Below are 18,698 nucleotides of genomic sequence, written 5' to 3'. Positions count from 1 at the left end.
TGCCGGTCATGAACGTCTGCTTCCAACAACGGCTATTTGCTTCAAGGCCACAAGCCCCTCAAGGCGCCGGCAGCATCCATGCCGACGGTATTGTTGGAAGCATCATGTTCGTCAGTCCTAAAAGCTCCCCCCCTCAATATGGTAGACCTTCGGTTCTTCCGAAAAATATTCCTCCAACCCCATCATGAATAGCCGATGGTCTTCACTCGCTTCGAAGCCCGGCGTGTGATCCTCAAGTGAGGCCCAGCGCACGATCAGGTTGAATTGCTGGGGGGTTTCAATCCCTTGCGCTAACAAGTGGCCGCCGTAACCCTTTGCGCGGGTGAGCAAAGGGGCGACCTCGGCAAATGCGTGTCTGAACGCTTCAATGCGTTCTTTGTGAACGGGGAGCAGAGCGATTTCATAAATCATGGCATTCCTCCAACAAGCTCAGTTGATTAAAAGTACGCACTCACGAGATGAGCGATGGCTCGACTGCAATCGCGATTTTTCCCTGAAGGCCGTTGTTGGGGCTCTCCAGTCGAGCGTGGGCAAGTCCAATGTCGGCCAGCGAATAGACCGCGCCAACATGCGGGCGCAGTTGACCGCGCTCTACCAATGCGCTCAGCTCATCAAGTTTGCCGCGGTTTTGTCGGGTAAAAACGAAGTGATAACTCGCGTTCTTGCCCCACGCCTGAACAAGGTTTTGCGGCTGGGCAATGTCCACAATCGAGACTAGGCGGCCGAGTTGGGCGAGCACGTCGGGGCTACGCGTCAGTGTGTTGCCGCCGATGGTGTCGAACACCACATCCACGCCGTGACCACCGGTTTCGCGCATGATGGCGTCGACGTAATCCTCCTTTTCGTAGTCGATGAGCACATCGGCACCCAGGCTGCGTGCGAACTCAAAGTTTGCTTCGCGCACGGTCGTGAAGACCCGCGCTCCAATGGCTTTTGCCACCTGGATCGCGACATGCCCTACGCCTCCCGCGCCGCCGTGTATCAGAATGCTCTCCCCCACTCTGAGCGCCGCTCGCACGGTCAGTGCTTCCCACACCGTCCCGCCAACCAGGGTCAGACTTGCTGCCTCAAGGTGGCTCAGTGATTGCGGTTTACGCCCGATGATGCCTTCGGCCGCAACGTGGTACTCGGCATAACTGCCTGGGCCGTCGAAAATTTGCGGGGTGTACCAGACTTCGTCTCCCGGAGCGAAGCTCGTCACACCCGGCCCGACTTCTTCGACAACGCCTGATACGTCGTGTCCGGTAATGGCCGGCAGTGGCACCAGGTCGGCATAGTCGCCACGTCGAACCTGATAATCCAACGGGTTGATCGAGGTTGCGTGTACCCGGACCAGGACCTGTCCCGCGCCCGGCACGGGCTTGGGCACGTCGCGGAGTTCGAACGACTCAGGACCGCCAAATGACTTCAGTATCATCGCTTTCATGGTAAATCCTCATATCTATAAAGTGGTATATCGAGATATCTCGATATGTTGCCGTAAAAAAATTACAAATCTTTCCCTATGACCTCGGCAAGCGCGCTGATGGTTGCTTCATTGCGTTTGTAGTAGGTCCACTGACCGATGCGCCTGACTTCGACCAGGCCCACTCGCTGCAACGTGGCAAGATAACCGGACACCGTTGACTGCGACAGCCCGATACCCTCTTGAATACTACTCACGCAGACGCCGACCGTGAGAACGTCACCCTCATCCTGCGGAGGGAAGTTCTTTACGGGATCCTTCAAACCTTTCAGGATTTGAAGACGCGTAGGGTTCGAGAGGGCTTTGAATATTTCGATCAGTTCCATGCGCTCAGGATATCGAGATTTACCGATATGTCAATACGAAAAGGTGACCCTTGCTTGGGGCCACCCTTGCCGACCTTTAGAAGTCCACCGTCGCCGAGAGCTGCAAGGTGCGCGGATAGCCGGGGGAGAACGCGCCATAGGAGGCGACACCGGACCAATACTCGCGATCGAACACATTCTGCACCGTGGCGCGGAACGTGGTCGGCCGACCTTCTATCCTGGTGGCGTAGCGAGCACCTGCGTCGAAGCGCGTCCAGGAGTCCAGCGCTTGAGTGTTCGCCTGATTGACGTATTGCTTATCGGTGTAGATAGCACCGCTGGTGAGAGTGAAGCCCTCCATCCATGGGGTATCCCATTCCGCCCACACATTGGCTTGTACTTCAGGTACACCCACGGGTTTGTTGCCGCGGTTGGCTGCAGTGGCCGAGTCCGTCAGCTCGCCATCGAGGAATGTGACGCCGCCCATCAAGCGAGTGCCGGGGGCGACTTCACCGAACATGCTCAGCTCAACACCACGGTTGCGCTGCTCCGCCTGTACCGAAAACACGTTTCCCGCGCCAATTTCGCCACTGGGCTTCTCAATCTGGAACAGCGCCAGGGTGGTCATGAAGGTGCCGTGTTCATATTTGACGCCGATTTCGTGTTGCTTGGATTCATAAGGAGCGAAGGTTTCACCGGCGTTCGTTGCCGTGCCCGGCGCGATATCGCCCTTGCTCAAGCCTTCGACGTAATTATAGTAAAGCGACACATCTTCCCAGGGTTTGACCACCACACCGACCAACGGGGTCATGGCGCTATCGTCATAGCGGGAGCTGACCGAACCGGCAGCACTGTAGTTGCGCGACTCGATATCTTGCTTGCGCAGCCCCAGGGTCAACTGAACACGGTCATCCAGCACCGACAGGGTGTCAGTCAAGGCTACGCCAGACAATTCTGATTCGGACACCCGCAGAACCTTGGGCGCGTTGATGAATTGCTTGGGCACGTCAATTGGATGGTAGATATTCGAGAGGACGGGTGTCCCGTTCGTGATACCCCGGGACAGTTCATCCTGATACGTAGTAGCCATTAGCGTGGTCGTGTGGGTGACGGGGCCGGTGGCGAATACCCCGCGGACCCCCACATCTGCCGTCGACCGATCAACGTTGAATTTGTAGTACCCCGGTGTATTGCTGGTATCCCCGGTGCTGTTGAGAATTCTCGGCACTTGATCGGACATCCGCTTGACGTCTGATCGACCGCCGCCGGCGTGGGCAAACACAGTGACCGAATCGCTCAGGTCATATTCGCCGCCCAGTAACGCTGATTGCTCTTTAGTGTCCGACCAGCCCCATTTCTGCGACACGTTGGTACGCCCATTGGGCGCTGACGGAACGTCCACACCCGGCGCAACCGTGAATGGCCGCGATGCGCCTTCGAAGCTTTCTTTCTGGTTGATGAAGTCCAGGTTCAAGCGCAACCGCTCGCCTCGGTAATCGAGGGCAATCGCACCGATATTGAATTCTCGCTCCTGGTCGTCGACCGCCGTGTCACCCCCCAGCAGGCCGCCGTTGAAGCGCACGCCGAACTGGTTTTCCGAACCAAATCGACGGCTGACGTCCAGATGACCGCCCACTTGCGAGTTGGAGGAGTAACTGGTCGTCACGCGAGTCAGATCTTGCTCCAACGGACGTTTGGGAACGATATTAATCACCCCGCCTACACCGCTGTTAGGCGAAAGACCGTACATCAGGGCACCTGGTCCCTTGAGCACTTCGACCCGTTCGGCGTATTCGGTGAACACCCGGTAATTGGGTGCCACGCCATAGACGCCATCGTAAGCCAGCTCGCCGAGGTTACCCTCACCGATCGGAAAACCACGGATAAAAAAGGAGTCGACGATACCGCCCGTCTGGCCGGTGGATCGCACGGAAGGATCGCGCTGTAACGCGTCGGCCACCGTCACGGTTTGCAGATCGGCCAGGGTCTTGGCGGTATAGCTGATGACACTGAACGGCGTGTCCATGAGGTCCTTGTTGCCGATCATCCCCAAACGGGCGCCGCGAGCCACCTGACCACCGGCCAGCTCTGCCGGAAGCGCGGTCGGGCCGCTGTAAGCACCCGTGATATTAGTGTCCTCAAGGGTCAGGCCCTGCGATTTCCCGTCCGTCGAGATGTTCGGGGTCTTATCGGCAACGGGCTCCTTCGCCGAAGTTGCCGCCCAGGCGGTGGCGCTTCCTGCGACCAAAATGAAACTCAGCGTGACGGTACGAATCGCGATTGATAACGCGGACTCACCGCAAGGTCGACTTGCAACAGACATGGCGTAAGGATCCTTTCCAACAAGAGAAAATGGTAATCACTCCTATTGCCAGTCAGGCCGGGGAAAAGTATCACCTCCCTGTGATTTATTTTTTCAGCCCTGGAGCCAGGCGCGTGCCCGATCATCCAAAGATCGGTGTGGTCGAGCTGGATGCACATTGGCGGGGCCGACCTGTTCAGACTGCCGAACGCGCGGAAGAATGGTTGCGGCAGTACGCCAGGGTTATCACCCATCCGGTGGTTGCGATCGACCCGTTGTACGGCAGCGAGCTGGAGGCTCATCAGCAAAACACCATGATGCGGTTTTCCCCAGATGGCAAAGCACGTAGTCTGCTGATCCGCGATTTGGCGATGACCGGAGCTACGCACCGTTGCTGAAGCTTGCGGATCCGATGCCGACCCGATCGTTGCTGCGCATGCACCTGCTGCAGTATTCCAACTATCGTTTGCAGCACACGCTGACCAATCCGCTTGCAACTGTTTAACAACCGAGGCTGTGTCATGTCCCACGCAGGTGCCATCCAGGATTCGAATGTCAGGATCCTGATTTATCTTCTGTTCGCCATCCAGCTGATCTCCATGGGTGCGATGGAAATGAGCGGGCCGTTCTGGCCCGTCCACCTGCGTGGGCTGACGTCCTCGGAGTCGGTTTTCAGCTTCGCCAGCATTGCCGTGTATGTCGGACCGATGCTGGGCATCATTCTGACCAGCGCATTCTGGGGCCGTATCGGTGACCGGTACGGCCACAAGTTGATGATGATCCGCGCCCTCGCCGGCCTGTCGTTGACCCAGCTTGGGCTGGCCCTTTCAAGCGATATCTGGGTCATTCTGATCCTGCGATTCTTCCAAGGTGCCTTTGCCGGGTACATTGCCCCGGCGCAGGCTTACGGCGTCAGTATCGAAGCCCCGACGCGGCGAGCGCGGCTGTTCGCGATCCTGCAGATTTCGACCAACGTCGGCTCGTTGCTCGGGGCGGTGATAGGTGGCCTGATCCTCGACTATGCAACGTTCTTCTGGATCAACATCATCGCCTCGGCGTTGTGCGCGATCTGCACAGTGGTCGCCGCCATCACGTTGCCGGATGTACCGCCAGTGAAAAAGACGCCGAGCCCCGACCCCAGCCCGGCGCCCGGTCGTACCGCCAGCCTCTGGCAAGGATCGCCGCTGCTGTCGTTGCTGTGCATCATGGGCATTCTGCTACTGGCGCGGATGCTGCCGCAGACCTCGTTTTCGTTGTACGTGAGCTCCGTGTTCGAGGTCCGCAATTCGGTGGTTGGCCTGTGCTACGGCTTGCTGGCGCTGGGTTTCATTCTGTCAGCCACAGCATGGTCACGCTATTTCGAGCACCGGAACCAGCAAGACACTCTGCACCGCATCACCTACGTCGTATTGGGCTGCATCGTGCTCACCGCCATCGCGGGCATCACGCGCAACGCTGTGGTATTCGTCGTCGTCTACTTCGTATGGGGCGTGCTGCTGGGTGCCACCACGCCGGTGCTGATGGCGCTGATATCGAAAACCGCTGACAGCTCTCAACAGGGTCACGTACTGGGAATTGCCCAGGGGACCGCGCAGTTCGCATCGATCGCCGGGATTTCGGCCGGCGGTCTGCTCAGTCAGGTGTACGGCTTGCAATACACCTACCTGTTCGTTTGCCTGGCGTATGTGCTCGCGCTGATCCCTGTCGTTGCGTTGCGTTCTTGGCCCGCCAGCCTGCAGCCGAGCCACGTCCCGCCGGGGGACTGATAAAGGAGTTCCGCTTTGAACATCGAACACTGCGCGCCTTTGATGACAGCACCGCAAGCAACGAAAGCAGGTTGACGGAGGAGATCAGGGCGTGAAACGGCCGGGCATCGTGACGTTCACGCACCACGCCAGCAGCGCTGAGCAGGTCCAGCAGTGGCTGGCCGATCAAGAATCGCCCTTGCGCCCCGGGCGGATTGTCAATTAGCATTGGGAATACTTCTCAATTGCAAAAAAAAACACCGCCATGAGCGAAACCCTGCCCGCGAACAACGAAAACCATCTGCGCGTGATCGAGGCGCTGTACGCCGGCCACCATGGTTGGTTGTACGCCATGCTGAAGAAAAAACTGGGTAACGCCATGGATGCGGCAGATCTTGCCCAGGACACCTTCACCCGCGTTCTCGCCTCCCAAGTCACGGCCATAGAGCAGCCCCGGGCCTATCTGAGTTGCGTGGCCAAGGGCATCCTCATCAACTGGTATCAGCGCAAAGCGCTCGAACGCGCCTATCTTGACGCCCTCGCGCATCTGCCAGCCCGGGAAGTGCCATCGCCGGAGCTGCGTTTCATAGTGCTGGAAACCCTGCACGAAATCGACGCGATGCTCGACACCTTACCGCCACTGGTCAAACGGGCCTTCCTGCTGTCGCAGATCGGCGGCATGAAGTACGACGACATTGCCGGGCAGTTGAACGTCTCGCTGATAACAGTCAAGCGCTACATGAAGCAGGCCTTCGTGCAATGCCTGATGCTGGTGGAATGAATGCTCACTCGCCGCGATGAGCCGCCACTCGACCCCGAAGTCCTCGAAGAGGCCGCCGAATGGCTGATACGCTTGAGTGAAAGAGACCTCAGCGATACCGAGCGCGCCAAATGGGAGTGTTGGAAAGTCAGCAGCCCCGAGCGCGGTCGGGCCTGGTCCCGGGCGCAGTTACTGCAAAACAAGCTCGGCGGCTTGCCACGGTCGCTGGCGATGTCGGCGCTGGATCGTCCGAGCGACCCCAAGCGTCGCGCAGCCCTGGGAAAACTGGCGATGCTGCTGGCCGTGGTACCAGCCGGTTGGGGCAGTTGGAAACTGGCGCAAACCCAGCAATGGTCGGCCGATTACCGTACGGCCGTCGGCCAGCGCCGCGACTTGACCCTCGCCGACGGATCCCGCCTGACCCTCAATACCAGCACGGCCATCGACGTGCTGTTCGACGCCAACCAGCGGCTGATCCGTTTGCGCGAGGGCGAAATTCTGGTGCAGACCGCGCCGGATGTTTCCCCCCTGGCCCGACCTTTCCTGGTCAGTACCCGAGAAGGCCTCATGCAGGCCTTGGGCACACGGTTCACCGTCCGTGAGCAACAATCGCGTACCCACCTCGCGGTACTCGACGGCGCCGTGCGGGTTGAACTGGCGGACAGCCGCGCGACCGCGCCGATCATCGTCAACGCCGGGCAACGCACTGATTTTTCCCAACAGACCTTTGGCACGGTGAACCCTGCTGATCGCAACACCGACGCCTGGACTCAAGGCATGCTGATGGCCGACAAGATGCGCCTGGCGGACTTCGTCGCCGAACTCGCGCGTTATCGCAAAGGCTTCGTGCGCTGTGACCCGGCCATTGCCGAACTGCGCATTTCCGGTGCCTTTCCTATCAGCGATACCCAGCGCACGCTGAACATGCTGGTGCAAACCTACCCCATCCTCGTTACCGGGCACCTGAGCGGTTACTGGGTGACGCTCTCTGCCGCCGGACCTGCGTAAAAAAACTGCTGCGAGGTGATACTTTTTCCGGTTTCAACTGGCTAGGAAAGGAATAACCATTTCATCTTGTCCATAGGGTCATCCATCCATGTTCGTTGCACGGCCCCTGCGTCCGAATCGTCCGCGCACGCCCGTCATTCGCAATGTGCTGCTCAGCCTTGCCCTGAGTGCCGCATGCGGAACGTCCGCCTGGGCCGCCGCGCCGTCGCAACTGGAAACTGACGCCGTTCGTGCCTACAACATTGCCCCGGGACCGCTGGGCGCGGCCCTGTCCAGTTTTGCTACGGATGCCGGCATTGCCTTGTCGTTTCAGCCGTCCATCACCGAAGGCCTCTGGAGCCCGGGGCTTTCTGGTACTTATTCCGCGCAGGAAGCGGTGAGTCGCTTGCTGGGCGACAGCGGCGTGGAAATGGTCGCTCGTAATGACGGCAGCTACACCTTGGTGTTGCGCCAAGTGTCGTTGCCGGAAATCACGGTGGACGCGCCCGACGGACGCACCAACACCCTGCCCCCTACCTATTCCAGCGGTCAGGTTTCTCGCGGTGCCCGCCTGGGCCTGCTGGGCAACAAGGACGTGATGGACGCCCCATTCAGCATCAGCAGCTACACCTCGACGCTGATCAAGAATCAACAGGCAGTCACCGTAGGCGACCTGCTGGAGCGAGACCCTTCGGTGCGTTCTACCGGACAGACAGGCGGGATCGTCGACTCGTTCTTCATCCGTGGTTTTCCGGTGGGGGAAGGCAATCTGGGTGAGCTGGCTTTCGACGGTGTCTATGGCGTGGCATCCAACTACCGTGTGTTTACCGAGTACGCCGAGCGTATCGAACTGGTCAAGGGCCCCGGCGCCCTGCTATATGGCATGTCACCCAACAGCGCCGTTGGTGGTGTGATCAACGTGGTGCCCAAGCGCTCCCTTGATGAGGACCTGACCCGATTCACCACCAGATACGCCATGAACTCACAGTTCGGCGGCCACCTTGACCTCAGTCGACGCTTCGGAGAAGAACGCCGGTTTGGAGTAAGGATCAACAGCAGTGTCCAGCAGGGTGATACGGCGATCGACAAACAATCCCGAGACGTGGGGATTGGTGCCATTTCCGTGGACTATCAGGGTGATCGCCTGCGTTCCAGCCTGGACCTGATCAACCAGAAAGAGAAGTTCGACGCAGCGTCGCGCCCCTTCCTTATCGCAGCCGGCGTGCAGATTCCGTCTGCCGCCAACGGACGCACCAACGTGAGCCAGGATTGGGGACGGTCCGAAGCCCGGGATGAGTCGGCACTGTTGAGCAGCGAGTACGACCTCAGTGACGCCCTGACCGTCTTCGCTCATGCTGGCGGCGGAAAATCAGACGTCGAGCGCATGTCCGACCAGACCCCGACCATCATCAACATCGCCGGTGACACGTCTTCCACCCCGGGCTATTACAAATTCGAAGTCCAGCGTTATACCGTCGACGCCGGTGCGCGCCTAGCCTTCGACACCGGACCGGTTAGCCACAGCAGCGTGCTGCAAGTCACCCGTTATCGCGATGAATTGTCCCGGGGAATCATTTCCGGCCCGGCCATCCTCTCGAATATCTACCACCCGATCGACCGTCCCAGGCCCGACATCAGCGAGCCCCGCACGCCGAAAGTCTCCCAGAGCGAGCTGTCGGGCGTAGCCCTCGCCAATACCCTGGCGGTGCTCGACGAGCGCTTGCAGTTCACCGTCGGGCTGCGCAAGCAGAACATTAAATCGGACAACTACAACACGGCCGGCGTGGTCACCAGCGCTTATGACAAAAGCAAAACCACCCCCCTGTTCGGCCTCCTCGCCAAACCTTGGGACCATGTTTCGCTCTACTACAACTACGTGGAAGGCTTGAGCAAGGGCGATACCGCGCCGTCCGCTGCCTCGAACGCGGGGGAGATTTTTTCCCCTTACATTTCCCGGCAGCAGGAAATAGGCGTCAAGCTCGACTACGACAGTTTCATGTCGACTCTGGCGCTGTTTCAGATCCAGAAGCCCAGCGGCGAGTTGGCCTCCGGGGTCTTCTCGGTGCAGGGCGAGCAACGCAACCGAGGCCTGGAATTGAACCTGTCCGGGGACATTGCCCGGGGTACACGCCTGCTGGGCGGCGTCACACTGCTGGATGGCAAGTTGACCAGGACCGGCGTGACCGCAAACCGAGGTAATAAACCGGTGGGCGTCCCGCAGGTGCAGACCAACCTCTGGGCCGAATGGGACACGCCAAGAGTCGAAGGCCTGACGCTGACCAGCGGCGCGATCTACACCGGCAGCCAGTACGTCAACCAGGCTAACACCCAGAAGCTTGATGCCTGGACGCGCTTCGATGTCGGTGCGCGCTACGCCACCCGCATCGCGGACCGCCCGACAACCTTTCGCGCCACCGTACAAAACGTACTCGACCGTGAGTATTGGTCGGGCGTCGCATCCTATGGCGCGTTTTCCCAAGGATCGCCACGCACGCTGCTGGTATCCGCCACTGTTGACTTCTGAAACTTCCGACCCGGAGCGGCGGCTTGCGCCGTTGCCCGGCGGGCTTTATGTAAAGGCATACACCATGGCTAACGCTTTCCACCGCCGTAAAACGCTCACCGCATTGATATTCGCGGGGCTTATGAGCCTGTCGTTTTTTTCTCTGACGCCAAGCGGCGCGCTTGCCGCTGAGCAGGCCCCTGCCTCGAGCACCGTAACCGATCTGCTCGGGCGCGAGGTCAAGGTTCATCTCCCGGTCAGGCGCGTGATTCTCGGCGAAGGTCGCCAGTTGTACCTGGTCGCGGCACTGGACACGCACAACCCCATCGAGCGCATCGTCGGCTGGCGCAAGGACCTGATCCAGTCCGACCCGGACACCTATGGCGCTTACCTGCGAAAATTTCCCGACATTGACAAAATCCCTACGTTCGGCGGCTTTGAAGACGGCACCTTCGACATTGAGCAGGCAATTTCCCAGCGACCGGACGTGATCATCCTCAATATTGAAGCCCAGCATGCCACCGAAGACGCGCGCTACATCGAAAAGCTCGACGCCTTGGGTATCCCGGTGGTTTACGTCGATTTTCGTAATAACCCGATGCAAAACACCGAGCCGACCATGCGCTTGTTCGGTCAGTTGTTCGGCAAGCAGGAGCGTGCAGAGGCGTTCATCGCCTTTCGCAACCAGCAGATTCGTCGCGTCACCGACGTTATAGAAGCACGCCACCCCACCCGCCCCAACGTTTTTATCGAGCGCATCGGCGGCTATACCGATGATTGCTGTTTGAGTTTCGGCAACGAAAACTTCGGCCTTTTTGTCGACATGGCCGGGGGCAACAACATCGCCAAAGGCATCATCCCGACTACCTTCGGCCAACTGAACGCCGAGCAAGTGATCGTCGCCAACCCCGACCACGTGGTAGTCACCAGCGCTAATTGGGAAGCCTTTGCCCCCGGCGGGCATTGGGTCGGGGTCGGTCCGGGCGCCGACATGGCCAAAGCCCGGCAAAAACTGACGTGGTACACCCAGCGCCCGGCCTACTCGGGCATCAAGGCCCAGGACGAACAGGCCTTCCACGCCATCTGGCACCAGTTTTACAACAGCCCCTATCAGTTCGTGGCCATCCAGCAACTAGCGAAATGGTTCCACCCGACTCTGTTTGCCGACCTGGACCCGGATGCCTCATTCCGCGAATTGCATGAGCGGTTTCTGCCGGTGCCTTATGAATCGGGCTACTTCGTCAGCTTGGGCAACTCGCGGGTCATGCCATGAACGCCTTGAACGAAACGATGGTCGTCCAGCGGGAAACCTATCGCCGGCTGGTGCTGCGGAAACGGCTGATCTTGGGTGGGCTCGTGCTGCTGCTGGTGTGCAGCGTCCTGCTGGACCTGGCTCTTGGGCCGGCGAGCTACAGCCTCAACGAAGTGCTCAGCGCGCTGTTCTCGCCGGACAGCGCTTCGCCCCAGGTCAGGGTGGTGATGTGGGACATCCGCTTGCCCGTGGCGCTGATGGCCGTTGCGGTCGGCGCGGCGTTGTCCCTGGCCGGCGCGCAGATGCAGACGATCCTCAACAACCCGCTGGCCAGCCCTTTCACCCTGGGGATTTCCGCCGCCGCCAGTTTCGGCGCAGCCATGGGGCTGGCCTTCGGCGTGGCACTGTTCCCGCTGGCGGCACAATACATGGTGCCGGTGAACGCCTTCATCATGGCAATGCTCTCTGCCTTGCTGATTCATTTCTTGAGCATGCGTCGGGGCGTCACTGCCGAAACCATCGTCCTGCTGGGCATTGCCCTGGTGTTCACCTTCAACGCGCTGCTGGCACTGGTGCAGTTTTTTGCCACCGAGCAAGCCGTCGCGGCGGTGGTGTTCTGGACCATGGGCAGCCTGACCAAAGCCACCTGGCCGAAACTCGGGGTGATCTGCCTGGTGATTCTCATCACCTTGCCAATCTTCGCCAAACGCGCCTGGGCCCTGACCGCTCTGCGCCTAGGGGACGACAAGGCTGCGAGTTTCGGCGTCAACGTGCGCAGCCTCAGGTTTCAAACGCTGATATTGGTCAGCCTGCTCGCCTCGTTCCCGGTGGCCTTTGTCGGCACTATCGGGTTCATCGGACTGGTGGGCCCGCACATCGCGCGAATGCTGATCGGTGAAGACCAACGGTTCTTCCTACCGGCATCGTTGCTCACCGGCGCATTGATTTTGTCCGCAAGTTCGGTGATCAGCAAAACCCTGATCCCTGGGGCCATCTTTCCCATCGGTGTGGTCACTTCGCTGATCGGCGTGCCCTTCTTCATATCTCTGATTCTCAGTGGGAAGAAAAACTCATGGTGAAGATCCAGCTGGAAAACCTTGGTGCCCGCTACGGCCAGCGCACGGTCATTGAAGGCGTTACCACCACGACTTTTTTTGGCGGGCAGGTGGTGGCGGTGATCGGTCCCAACGCGGCGGGCAAGTCCACGCTGTTCAAACGTATGGCGGGTTTGATTGAGGGTGCCGGGCAGGTTGTCCTGCAAGACTCGAAAAAAGGAACGCAAGGCATCAGCTATATGCCTCAGGGCCTGAATTCCAGCGCACGCCTGACGGTGTACGAATCGGTTCTGCTGGCTCGCAAACAACTGACGCCGGGGTGGGTGGTCCACGATGATGAGCTGAAGCTGGTGGACGACATTCTTGGTGCGCTGGGTATCAACGAACTGTCCTTCCGCAACCTCGGTGAGCTCAGCGGCGGACAGCAACAGTTGGTGTCTATCGCGCAAACCCTGGTGCGCGAGCCGGAAATCCTGCTGATGGACGAACCAACCAGCGCCCTGGATATGCATCGGCAGGTCCAGGTGCTGAACTTCATGCGCGCCCTGGCCCGCAAACGCGAGGTCATTGTGTTCATCGCCATCCATGACCTAAACCAGGCGTTGCGCTTTGCCGATCAGGTGTTGGTCATCGCCAATGGCACCTCCCAGGACAGCGGCCCTAGCCACGAGGTGATTACCGAATCGATGCTACGCAAGGTCTATCAAGTCGAAGCGCGGATCGAGCGGTGCAGTCGTGGGGAACATCATATTCTTATCGACAATATCGTTTGACGATGGCCTGGAGGTGCCTAGGGGACACGACTAAACCATTACAATAGCCCTACCCAAGACGCCGCACTTGTCACTGAAAACATAACTTTCAAAGGAGTTGAATTGTCATGAGCACACTGGACAACGCTTTTCATAGCCTGCATCAGAATGGACTACTGGTCTTGGCCAATGTGGCCGATGCGGGCGGTGCGCGCATCGTCGAACGCTTGGGCGGCAAGGCTGTAGCGACCAGCAGCGCGGCCATGGCCTGGTCGCATGGTTATCAGGATGGCAACAAGCTGCCTCTCGACCTGCTGAATACCACCGTCGAGTCGATGGTACGGGTGCTCAGCGTACCGCTCACAGTAGATATCGAAGGCGGCTACTCGGATGACCTGGAGCGGGTCGGCCAAGTGATTGACGCCGTCATCGCCGCTGGGGCGGTCGGGATCAACATCGAAGACGGCCTGGGCTCTCCAGAGTTGCTTGTCCGCAAGATCGACGTCGCGAGAAAGGTGGCGAACCAGGCGGGCGTCAAACTGTTCATCAACGTACGGACCGACGTCTACCTGAAAAACCTGTTCCCTGCCGAACAACGCCTGGAGGAACTCCTCAAGCGCAGCGCACTGTATGCCAGCGCCGGGGCGGATGGTTTGTTTGCCGCTGGCGTGGTCGATTCAAACGAAATTGCCACCATCTGCCGGGACGCCAAACTGCCAGTCAACCTGCTGTCCCGGGACGGACTGCCCTCCCCCGACGAATTGAAGCGTCTGGGCGTCAGACGACTCAGTGCGGGCTCCAGCATCGCCGAATTTCTGTACGGCGCCATGGGAGCATTGGTCCGCAGCTTCTTGGACAACGGTCAACTCGACACCCAAACCTTGAAAGCCCACACATACGGCGAATTGAACGCTTTGATGGCGGTGAAAGCCGAGTAATGCTGTGTCTAGTCCTGAAGATAGGCCAGAAGGTGTACACCTTATTCAGGACGGGACACTTTCCAATTGGACTGTTGGAGCCACACCGCTTACCAGCATAGGACGGTATTGCCTGGCCAGATTCAGAAGTTCACTGTCTGCGAGAGCTTTTCGCCCCCGCCCGTAAAATATCGCCCCAGCGACGCACCAGATAATTGTGTTCATCCATCACCGAGTTCCACACAGCGATATGCCCCATGCGCTGCTCATAGGAACCACCATCGCGCACATCACCGATGTCAATCAGCGGCAAACCATCACTGCCCAGCAACTCCTCCCGCGCAGGTTGACCGGCGTACCAGTAGTCCCACTCGGCACTGCTCAGATGGTCGCGACTGCGCGCCGGGTTGCCGATGTAGTAACCCTGGCGCGCCATCACCGCGCCGGGCCAGCCGGACAACCACCAATTGAGGTAGGCGTAGGCCGCGTCCAGCACCGGGCCCTGGGCGTGACGCGACAATGACAAACCGCCGAACCAGGCGCGATAGCCCTCGCGAGGCACCGCCAGACGGTATTTCACCCCGGCGCGATGTAGGCGCATCAAGGTCGGCGACCAAAGGCTCTGGATATCGATGCTCGGGCTGAGCATCAATTGCGCGGCCTCCTCGTCATCGGACCAGAACGCCGCAAAGTGACCTTCCTTCTGTTTGCGCACCAGAATATCGGCCAGCACATCGATCTCTTCGATGCTCATATTGCCGATGTCCTTAAAGCGCGCCAGTCCCGCGCCCTGCACCGCCAGCGCGGCATCCAGGGCACCGATCGCGGCATCGCTCTGCAGTGCGGTGCGCGCGCGCCACGCAGGGTCGAGCAACCAACCCCAACTTTCATTGTCGTGGCGAAAACCCTCAGGCAGGCGCTCGGGGCGGTAGGCGAAACTGTCGGCGTTATGGGTCAAGGGCAGCATGCTGATGCGCTCGGTGACGGTGCTGCCGAGGCTGCCATCGTGCTGCACGAATAAGCGCTCACTCGGCACGCTGCCACTGCCCAACCGATCGTTGGCGGAGAGGCGGCCGCGTTTGGGAAGGTCGTTGATCTCATGCCACAACGCAATGCGCCGTGTGTCGATGGGTTGGATCGCCCGGGCCGGCCACACGAAGTCGACGTTGTGGAACCATTGGTCGTACAGGTCATAGCTGTCGGGCTGCATCACCGCGATGCGCTGGGCCTGCTCGACATCGTGCACCTGGTACACCAGGTGAATGCCCAATTCCTGTTCAGCACGTACACGCAGGCATTCGAGCAAGGTCACTGAGGTGCCGAGGACGCGGAGTGTGATCATGCGGCGAACCGCTGAGAGAACACGTCAAAGGAGCGCCGCAGCAGCGCGGGGTCAAGACCTCGCAGGATAAACACCAGACGCGACTGCCGATCAGTGCCCGGCCAGGCAGACAAGTGCACCGGGGCATGCAGGCAATGCTGCACACCATGGATGACGATGGGGGCGTTACTGGTGTTCACGTTAAGCAGTCCTTTGACACGTAGAATTCGTTCGCCGTGGCATCTTAACAGCATCGACAACCAAACCCCGAAGCCGACCCAATCCAACGGCTGGTCGAAGGTCAGGCTGCACACTTGCGCGGCGCCGTGGGTGGCGCTGGTACTGCGATGCAGTTGCCAGCGACGGACTTCCTCTGTCGGTTCGGCGCTGCGCAAACCTTCACCCAGCAACAGCTGATCGCCGCTGTGGACGTCGCATGTATCGAGGATCGGCGTACCGGCATTGAGCGCTTGCAGGTGCATGCGCAGTGGGGCGTAGTCCTCCATCAGGTCGGTCTTGCTCAACAGCAAGCGGTCCGCGGCGGCGACCTGGGCAAGCCATTCCGGATGCAGGCGCTCTTGCAGCGCGGCGTGGCTGGCATCGACCAAGGTGACCACCAGGCCGATATGCAAGCGCCCGCGCAATTGCACATCGTTGTTCAATGTGGCGAGGATCGGCGCAGGGTCGGCCAGGCCGGTGGTCTCCAGGATGACCCTTTTGAACGCCGGGATTTCGCCACGCTCACGGCGTTGCAACAGGGCGAGCAACGCGTCTTTGAGTTCGCCACGAATCGAGCAACACACGCAGCCACTGGGCAACAGCACGGTATCCGGGGCGACTTCTTCCACCAGCAGATGGTCGATGCCGACGTCACCGAATTCGTTGATCAGCAAAGCCGTATCGCCGAGGCTTTCGCCTTGCAGCAGGCGCTTGAGCAAAGTGGTTTTGCCGCTGCCGAGGAAACCGGTGATGACGTTGAGAGCGATGCTCATACGGCTGACTCCAAGTGATCCAACAGATGCGGGTCCAGGGGATCCAACGGGCGACCGAGCATGGTTTCAGCCGCTCGCCAGAGCTGATCCAGGCCACTCGCCAGCTCTTGCTTGCCGGTCGCGCCGAGCAGCAGATAAGAGGCGCCCTGAAAATCTTCGACCTTGAGCCGGAACACCGCCAATACCTGATTGATCGCGGCGATGCGGCGCAGGCGTTCGCGGCGCCTGGGCAGCTCATCGCCCAGGGGATCGCTCCAGTGCAGGTCTTCGCCAAGCAAACCGCAGAGTCCACACATGGCTACACCTCACTTATGGCATGACATCGCCAGAATTCGGGCCGAGGGTCTGGCCAACGAACAGGTTGCCGCCCGGCTCGCTGGCCAGCAGCACAGCGCTGGGCGCCACCTCGTCCGCCAGGCCGAACCGGCCAAGGGGCAACTCGGCGGCCTTGGCGCGTTTCCAGTCATCGCTGATCCCGGCGACCAATGGCGTTTCAATCGGCCCCGGAGCGATGGCATTGACCAGTACGTTGTCCTTGGCGACTTCCAGCGCCAAGGACTTGGTGAAGCCGATGACCCCGGCCTTGGCCGCAGCGTAATGGGTGAGTTCGGCGCCGCCCTTGATGCCCAGTTGCGAGGCCACGTTGATGATCCGCCCCCAACGCTGGGCGAGCATATGCGGCAAGGCGCGCTGGCTGGCCACGAATACGCTGGTAAGGTCAACGCGCAGCATGTCGTTCCACATCTCGAGAGTGAGGTCGACACAGCGCGCCTGGGTGAGCATGCCAGCGTTATTGACCAAAATGTCGATGCCGCCGAAGTGTTCGACGCAACGGTCGACACTGGCCTGGGCGCCTTCGACGGTGCCTACATCGGCGAGGCACTCCACCACTTCGGCGCCGAAGTTGCGGCAGATGATCGCGGTTTCGGCAAGACTGACAGCATTGCGGTCGGCCAGCACCAGACGCGCGCCTTCAGCCGCATAGGCACGGGCGATGGCGGCACCGATACCGCTGCCAGCGCCGGTGATGACGGCACGGCGGTGGGTAAGTTGAGGCATGTAGAATCTCCTGAAGCAAACACAGATTCCCTGTGGGAGCGGGCTTGCTCGCGAATGCGGTCTGTCAGTCGAAACTGATTTATCTGAAACAGCGCATTCGCGAGCAAGCCCGCTCCCACGTTTGGATTGAGTACAGTCAGTCGGGCCAACGCACGGTCAGCCCACCGTCGATGATGATGCTCTGCCCGGTCAGGTAGCTCGATGCATCACTGGTCAAGAACTGCACCAACGACGCCACCTCATCCGCCCGCCCTACCCGCCCCAGCGGAATCGCCCTCGCAGCTTTCGCCAGGCCTTCCGGCCCCAGGGAGTTCTTCGCATCCAGCGATTGCGGCGTCTCGATCAACCCTGGGATCACCGCATTGCAACGAATGCCCTTTGCTGCCAACTCCACCGCCAGCGAACGGCACAACCCCGGCACGCCGGCCTTGGCCGCTGCGTAGTGGCTGTGCTCTTGCCAGCCATACACGCCGCCGGCAATCGACGAAATCGCCACCAACGCACCGCCCTCGCCCATATGCCGAGTCGCCGCGCGAAAGGTGCGCATCACCCCCGTCAGGTCGACGTTGAGCATCTCGTCCCACAGCGCATCGGTCATTTCCAGCAACGGCGCACGGCGCAGCAAACCTGCGTTCGCCACGGCGTAATCCAGGCGGCCGAAATGCTGCACCGCTTGCTCGGCCAGCGCATCCACCGAGGCGGTATCGCCCACGTCCAGTGCCAGCATCAGGCACTCGCCACCGGCTTCTTCCACCAGGGCCACCGTTGTTTGCGGGTCATGGGGGTCGGCCGGGTAATACCCGCCGACGACTGCCACACCGCTGCCCGCGTAGGCCACGGCGAGGGCTTGGCCGATGCCGCTGGCAGCACCGGTAATCAAGGCGACTTTACGGCTCATCGATAACTCCTTACTGGACGGTTTCCGGGCGCACATGGCGTGCGGCAAACATCAGGGCACCGGACAGGAAACACGGCAGCGCACCGAACCACAGTGCGGCGGTCTGCCAGTCACTGCCGGCGGACAACACCTGGGTGGCGCCAAAACCTGCGACCACCGCGCCAATCGGGCCCATGGCATGAATGATCGCGCCACCGGTGGCGCGGATGCTGGTAGGGAAACTTTCACTGATAAAGAACAGCGCCGCCGAGTACGGCCCAATCAGAAAGAACAAGCCCAGGCTGTACAGCCCGACCACCATCGGCATATTGCTCGGGCCGAACAGCATCCCGGCAAACGACAGGCCGCCGAGCATCCAACCCAAGCCAATCACGTTGCGACGGCC

The 18,698-nt window shown here is 60.2% G+C and carries 18 protein-coding genes and 1 pseudogene; 9 read left to right on the top strand and 10 right to left on the bottom strand.

Annotated elements, in window-relative coordinates; translation table 11 throughout:
- Positions 1-117: 117 nt before the first annotated feature.
- The 4 genes from GSM73_RS25975 to GSM73_RS25960 form a co-directional block, all read right to left on the bottom strand.
- Positions 118-411 carry an antibiotic biosynthesis monooxygenase gene (locus GSM73_RS25975; protein ID WP_139049732.1) on the bottom strand — a complete coding sequence of 98 codons (294 nt, stop codon included), beginning with the start codon at positions 409-411 and terminating at the stop codon, positions 118-120.
- Between the two features lie 40 nt (positions 412-451).
- Positions 452-1,426 (bottom strand): zinc-dependent alcohol dehydrogenase family protein, encoded by a 975-nt coding sequence (locus tag GSM73_RS25970; protein ID WP_047230143.1) that lies wholly within the window; start codon positions 1,424-1,426, stop codon positions 452-454.
- Positions 1,427-1,488: 62 nt separating this feature from the next.
- Positions 1,489-1,791 carry a helix-turn-helix transcriptional regulator gene (locus GSM73_RS25965; RefSeq protein ID WP_047230144.1) on the bottom strand — a complete coding sequence of 101 codons (303 nt, stop codon included), beginning with the start codon at positions 1,789-1,791 and terminating at the stop codon, positions 1,489-1,491.
- 76 nt (positions 1,792-1,867) lie between these two features.
- A complete protein-coding gene (locus GSM73_RS25960; RefSeq protein ID WP_160894291.1) occupies positions 1,868-4,093 on the bottom strand; it encodes a TonB-dependent siderophore receptor in 2,226 nt (741 codons plus the stop codon).
- Positions 4,094-4,122: 29 nt separating this feature from the next.
- Between GSM73_RS25960 and GSM73_RS25955 the strand changes: the two genes are divergently transcribed.
- The 9 genes from GSM73_RS25955 (at position 4,123) to GSM73_RS25915 (ending at position 14,064) form a co-directional block, all read left to right on the top strand.
- On the top strand, positions 4,123-4,470 hold the full coding sequence (locus GSM73_RS25955) for a ferric iron reductase (RefSeq protein ID WP_256677095.1): 348 nt from the start codon (positions 4,123-4,125) through the stop codon (positions 4,468-4,470).
- Positions 4,471-4,593: 123 nt separating this feature from the next.
- Entirely contained in the window at positions 4,594-5,838 is a 1,245-nt protein-coding gene (locus GSM73_RS25950; protein ID WP_160894289.1) for an MFS transporter, read from the top strand.
- 244 nt (positions 5,839-6,082) lie between these two features.
- Positions 6,083-6,598, top strand: a complete 516-nt coding sequence (locus GSM73_RS25945; protein WP_160894287.1) for a sigma-70 family RNA polymerase sigma factor — start codon at positions 6,083-6,085, stop codon at positions 6,596-6,598.
- Positions 6,599-7,585 carry a FecR domain-containing protein gene (locus GSM73_RS25940; RefSeq protein ID WP_160894285.1) on the top strand — a complete coding sequence of 329 codons (987 nt, stop codon included), beginning with the start codon at positions 6,599-6,601 and terminating at the stop codon, positions 7,583-7,585.
- An 88-nt stretch (positions 7,586-7,673) separates the two neighbouring features.
- The gene (locus GSM73_RS25935; RefSeq protein WP_160894284.1) at positions 7,674-10,088 is read left to right on the top strand and encodes a TonB-dependent receptor; all 2,415 of its coding nucleotides are present in this window, start codon (positions 7,674-7,676) and stop codon (positions 10,086-10,088) included.
- Between the two features lie 64 nt (positions 10,089-10,152).
- Positions 10,153-11,340, top strand: coding sequence for an ABC transporter substrate-binding protein (locus tag GSM73_RS25930; protein ID WP_160894283.1), 1,188 nt, complete (start codon positions 10,153-10,155; stop codon positions 11,338-11,340).
- On the top strand, positions 11,337-12,398 hold the full coding sequence (locus tag GSM73_RS25925) for an iron ABC transporter permease (RefSeq protein ID WP_160894281.1): 1,062 nt from the start codon (positions 11,337-11,339) through the stop codon (positions 12,396-12,398). The genes GSM73_RS25930 and GSM73_RS25925 overlap by 4 nt, the downstream gene beginning before the upstream one ends.
- Positions 12,392-13,147 (top strand): ABC transporter ATP-binding protein, encoded by a 756-nt coding sequence (locus GSM73_RS25920; RefSeq protein ID WP_160894278.1) that lies wholly within the window; start codon positions 12,392-12,394, stop codon positions 13,145-13,147. The genes GSM73_RS25925 and GSM73_RS25920 overlap by 7 nt, the downstream gene beginning before the upstream one ends.
- 107 nt (positions 13,148-13,254) lie before the next feature.
- The gene (locus GSM73_RS25915; RefSeq protein ID WP_160894276.1) at positions 13,255-14,064 is read left to right on the top strand and encodes an isocitrate lyase/phosphoenolpyruvate mutase family protein; all 810 of its coding nucleotides are present in this window, start codon (positions 13,255-13,257) and stop codon (positions 14,062-14,064) included.
- A gap of 130 nt (positions 14,065-14,194) precedes the next feature.
- Here the strand turns inward: GSM73_RS25915 and GSM73_RS25910 are convergent, their stop codons facing one another.
- The 6 genes and pseudogenes from GSM73_RS25910 to GSM73_RS28000 all read right to left on the bottom strand — a co-directional run.
- Positions 14,195-15,385 (bottom strand): PotD/PotF family extracellular solute-binding protein, encoded by a 1,191-nt coding sequence (locus GSM73_RS25910; RefSeq protein WP_047229664.1) that lies wholly within the window; start codon positions 15,383-15,385, stop codon positions 14,195-14,197.
- Positions 15,382-16,356, bottom strand: coding sequence for a GTP-binding protein (locus tag GSM73_RS25905; protein WP_160894274.1), 975 nt, complete (start codon positions 16,354-16,356; stop codon positions 15,382-15,384). Before GSM73_RS25905 ends, GSM73_RS25910 begins: the two co-directional genes overlap by 4 nt.
- The gene (locus GSM73_RS25900; protein ID WP_047229666.1) at positions 16,353-16,652 is read right to left on the bottom strand and encodes a hypothetical protein; all 300 of its coding nucleotides are present in this window, start codon (positions 16,650-16,652) and stop codon (positions 16,353-16,355) included. The genes GSM73_RS25905 and GSM73_RS25900 overlap by 4 nt, the downstream gene beginning before the upstream one ends.
- A 13-nt stretch (positions 16,653-16,665) precedes the next feature.
- Positions 16,666-17,415 (bottom strand): SDR family NAD(P)-dependent oxidoreductase, encoded by a 750-nt coding sequence (locus tag GSM73_RS25895; protein WP_160894272.1) that lies wholly within the window; start codon positions 17,413-17,415, stop codon positions 16,666-16,668.
- Between the two features lie 136 nt (positions 17,416-17,551).
- Positions 17,552-18,313, bottom strand: coding sequence for an SDR family NAD(P)-dependent oxidoreductase (locus GSM73_RS25890; RefSeq protein WP_160894270.1), 762 nt, complete (start codon positions 18,311-18,313; stop codon positions 17,552-17,554).
- A gap of 10 nt (positions 18,314-18,323) precedes the next feature.
- Positions 18,324-18,698, bottom strand: a pseudogene (locus GSM73_RS28000) (MFS transporter); the annotation flags it as partial.

The sequence above is a fragment of the Pseudomonas sp. PICF6 genome (assembly GCF_009831705.1).
GTDB classification, from domain to species: domain Bacteria; phylum Pseudomonadota; class Gammaproteobacteria; order Pseudomonadales; family Pseudomonadaceae; genus Aquipseudomonas; species Aquipseudomonas rhizophila.
The sequence above is the reverse complement of the archived record's forward strand: the minus strand, read 5'-3'. Positions and strand labels throughout refer to the sequence as shown.

Coding starts and splice junctions, on each gene's coding strand:
- GSM73_RS25925 (WP_160894281.1), top strand. CDS start 11,337: ATGAACGCCTTGAACGAAACGATGGTCGTCCAGCGGGAAACCTATCGC.
- GSM73_RS25970 (WP_047230143.1), bottom strand. CDS start 1,426: ATGAAAGCGATGATACTGAAGTCATTTGGCGGTCCTGAGTCGTTCGAA.
- GSM73_RS25950 (WP_160894289.1), top strand. CDS start 4,594: ATGTCCCACGCAGGTGCCATCCAGGATTCGAATGTCAGGATCCTGATT.
- GSM73_RS25955 (WP_256677095.1), top strand. CDS start 4,123: ATGGTAATCACTCCTATTGCCAGTCAGGCCGGGGAAAAGTATCACCTC.
- GSM73_RS25965 (WP_047230144.1), bottom strand. CDS start 1,791: ATGGAACTGATCGAAATATTCAAAGCCCTCTCGAACCCTACGCGTCTT.
- GSM73_RS25895 (WP_160894272.1), bottom strand. CDS start 17,415: ATGCCTCAACTTACCCACCGCCGTGCCGTCATCACCGGCGCTGGCAGC.
- GSM73_RS25935 (WP_160894284.1), top strand. CDS start 7,674: ATGTTCGTTGCACGGCCCCTGCGTCCGAATCGTCCGCGCACGCCCGTC.
- GSM73_RS25920 (WP_160894278.1), top strand. CDS start 12,392: ATGGTGAAGATCCAGCTGGAAAACCTTGGTGCCCGCTACGGCCAGCGC.
- GSM73_RS25905 (WP_160894274.1), bottom strand. CDS start 16,356: ATGAGCATCGCTCTCAACGTCATCACCGGTTTCCTCGGCAGCGGCAAA.
- GSM73_RS25900 (WP_047229666.1), bottom strand. CDS start 16,652: ATGTGTGGACTCTGCGGTTTGCTTGGCGAAGACCTGCACTGGAGCGAT.
- GSM73_RS25975 (WP_139049732.1), bottom strand. CDS start 411: ATGATTTATGAAATCGCTCTGCTCCCCGTTCACAAAGAACGCATTGAA.
- GSM73_RS25930 (WP_160894283.1), top strand. CDS start 10,153: ATGGCTAACGCTTTCCACCGCCGTAAAACGCTCACCGCATTGATATTC.
- GSM73_RS25960 (WP_160894291.1), bottom strand. CDS start 4,093: ATGTCTGTTGCAAGTCGACCTTGCGGTGAGTCCGCGTTATCAATCGCG.
- GSM73_RS25890 (WP_160894270.1), bottom strand. CDS start 18,313: ATGAGCCGTAAAGTCGCCTTGATTACCGGTGCTGCCAGCGGCATCGGC.
- GSM73_RS25940 (WP_160894285.1), top strand. CDS start 6,599: ATGCTCACTCGCCGCGATGAGCCGCCACTCGACCCCGAAGTCCTCGAA.
- GSM73_RS25915 (WP_160894276.1), top strand. CDS start 13,255: ATGAGCACACTGGACAACGCTTTTCATAGCCTGCATCAGAATGGACTA.
- GSM73_RS25910 (WP_047229664.1), bottom strand. CDS start 15,385: ATGATCACACTCCGCGTCCTCGGCACCTCAGTGACCTTGCTCGAATGC.
- GSM73_RS25945 (WP_160894287.1), top strand. CDS start 6,083: ATGAGCGAAACCCTGCCCGCGAACAACGAAAACCATCTGCGCGTGATC.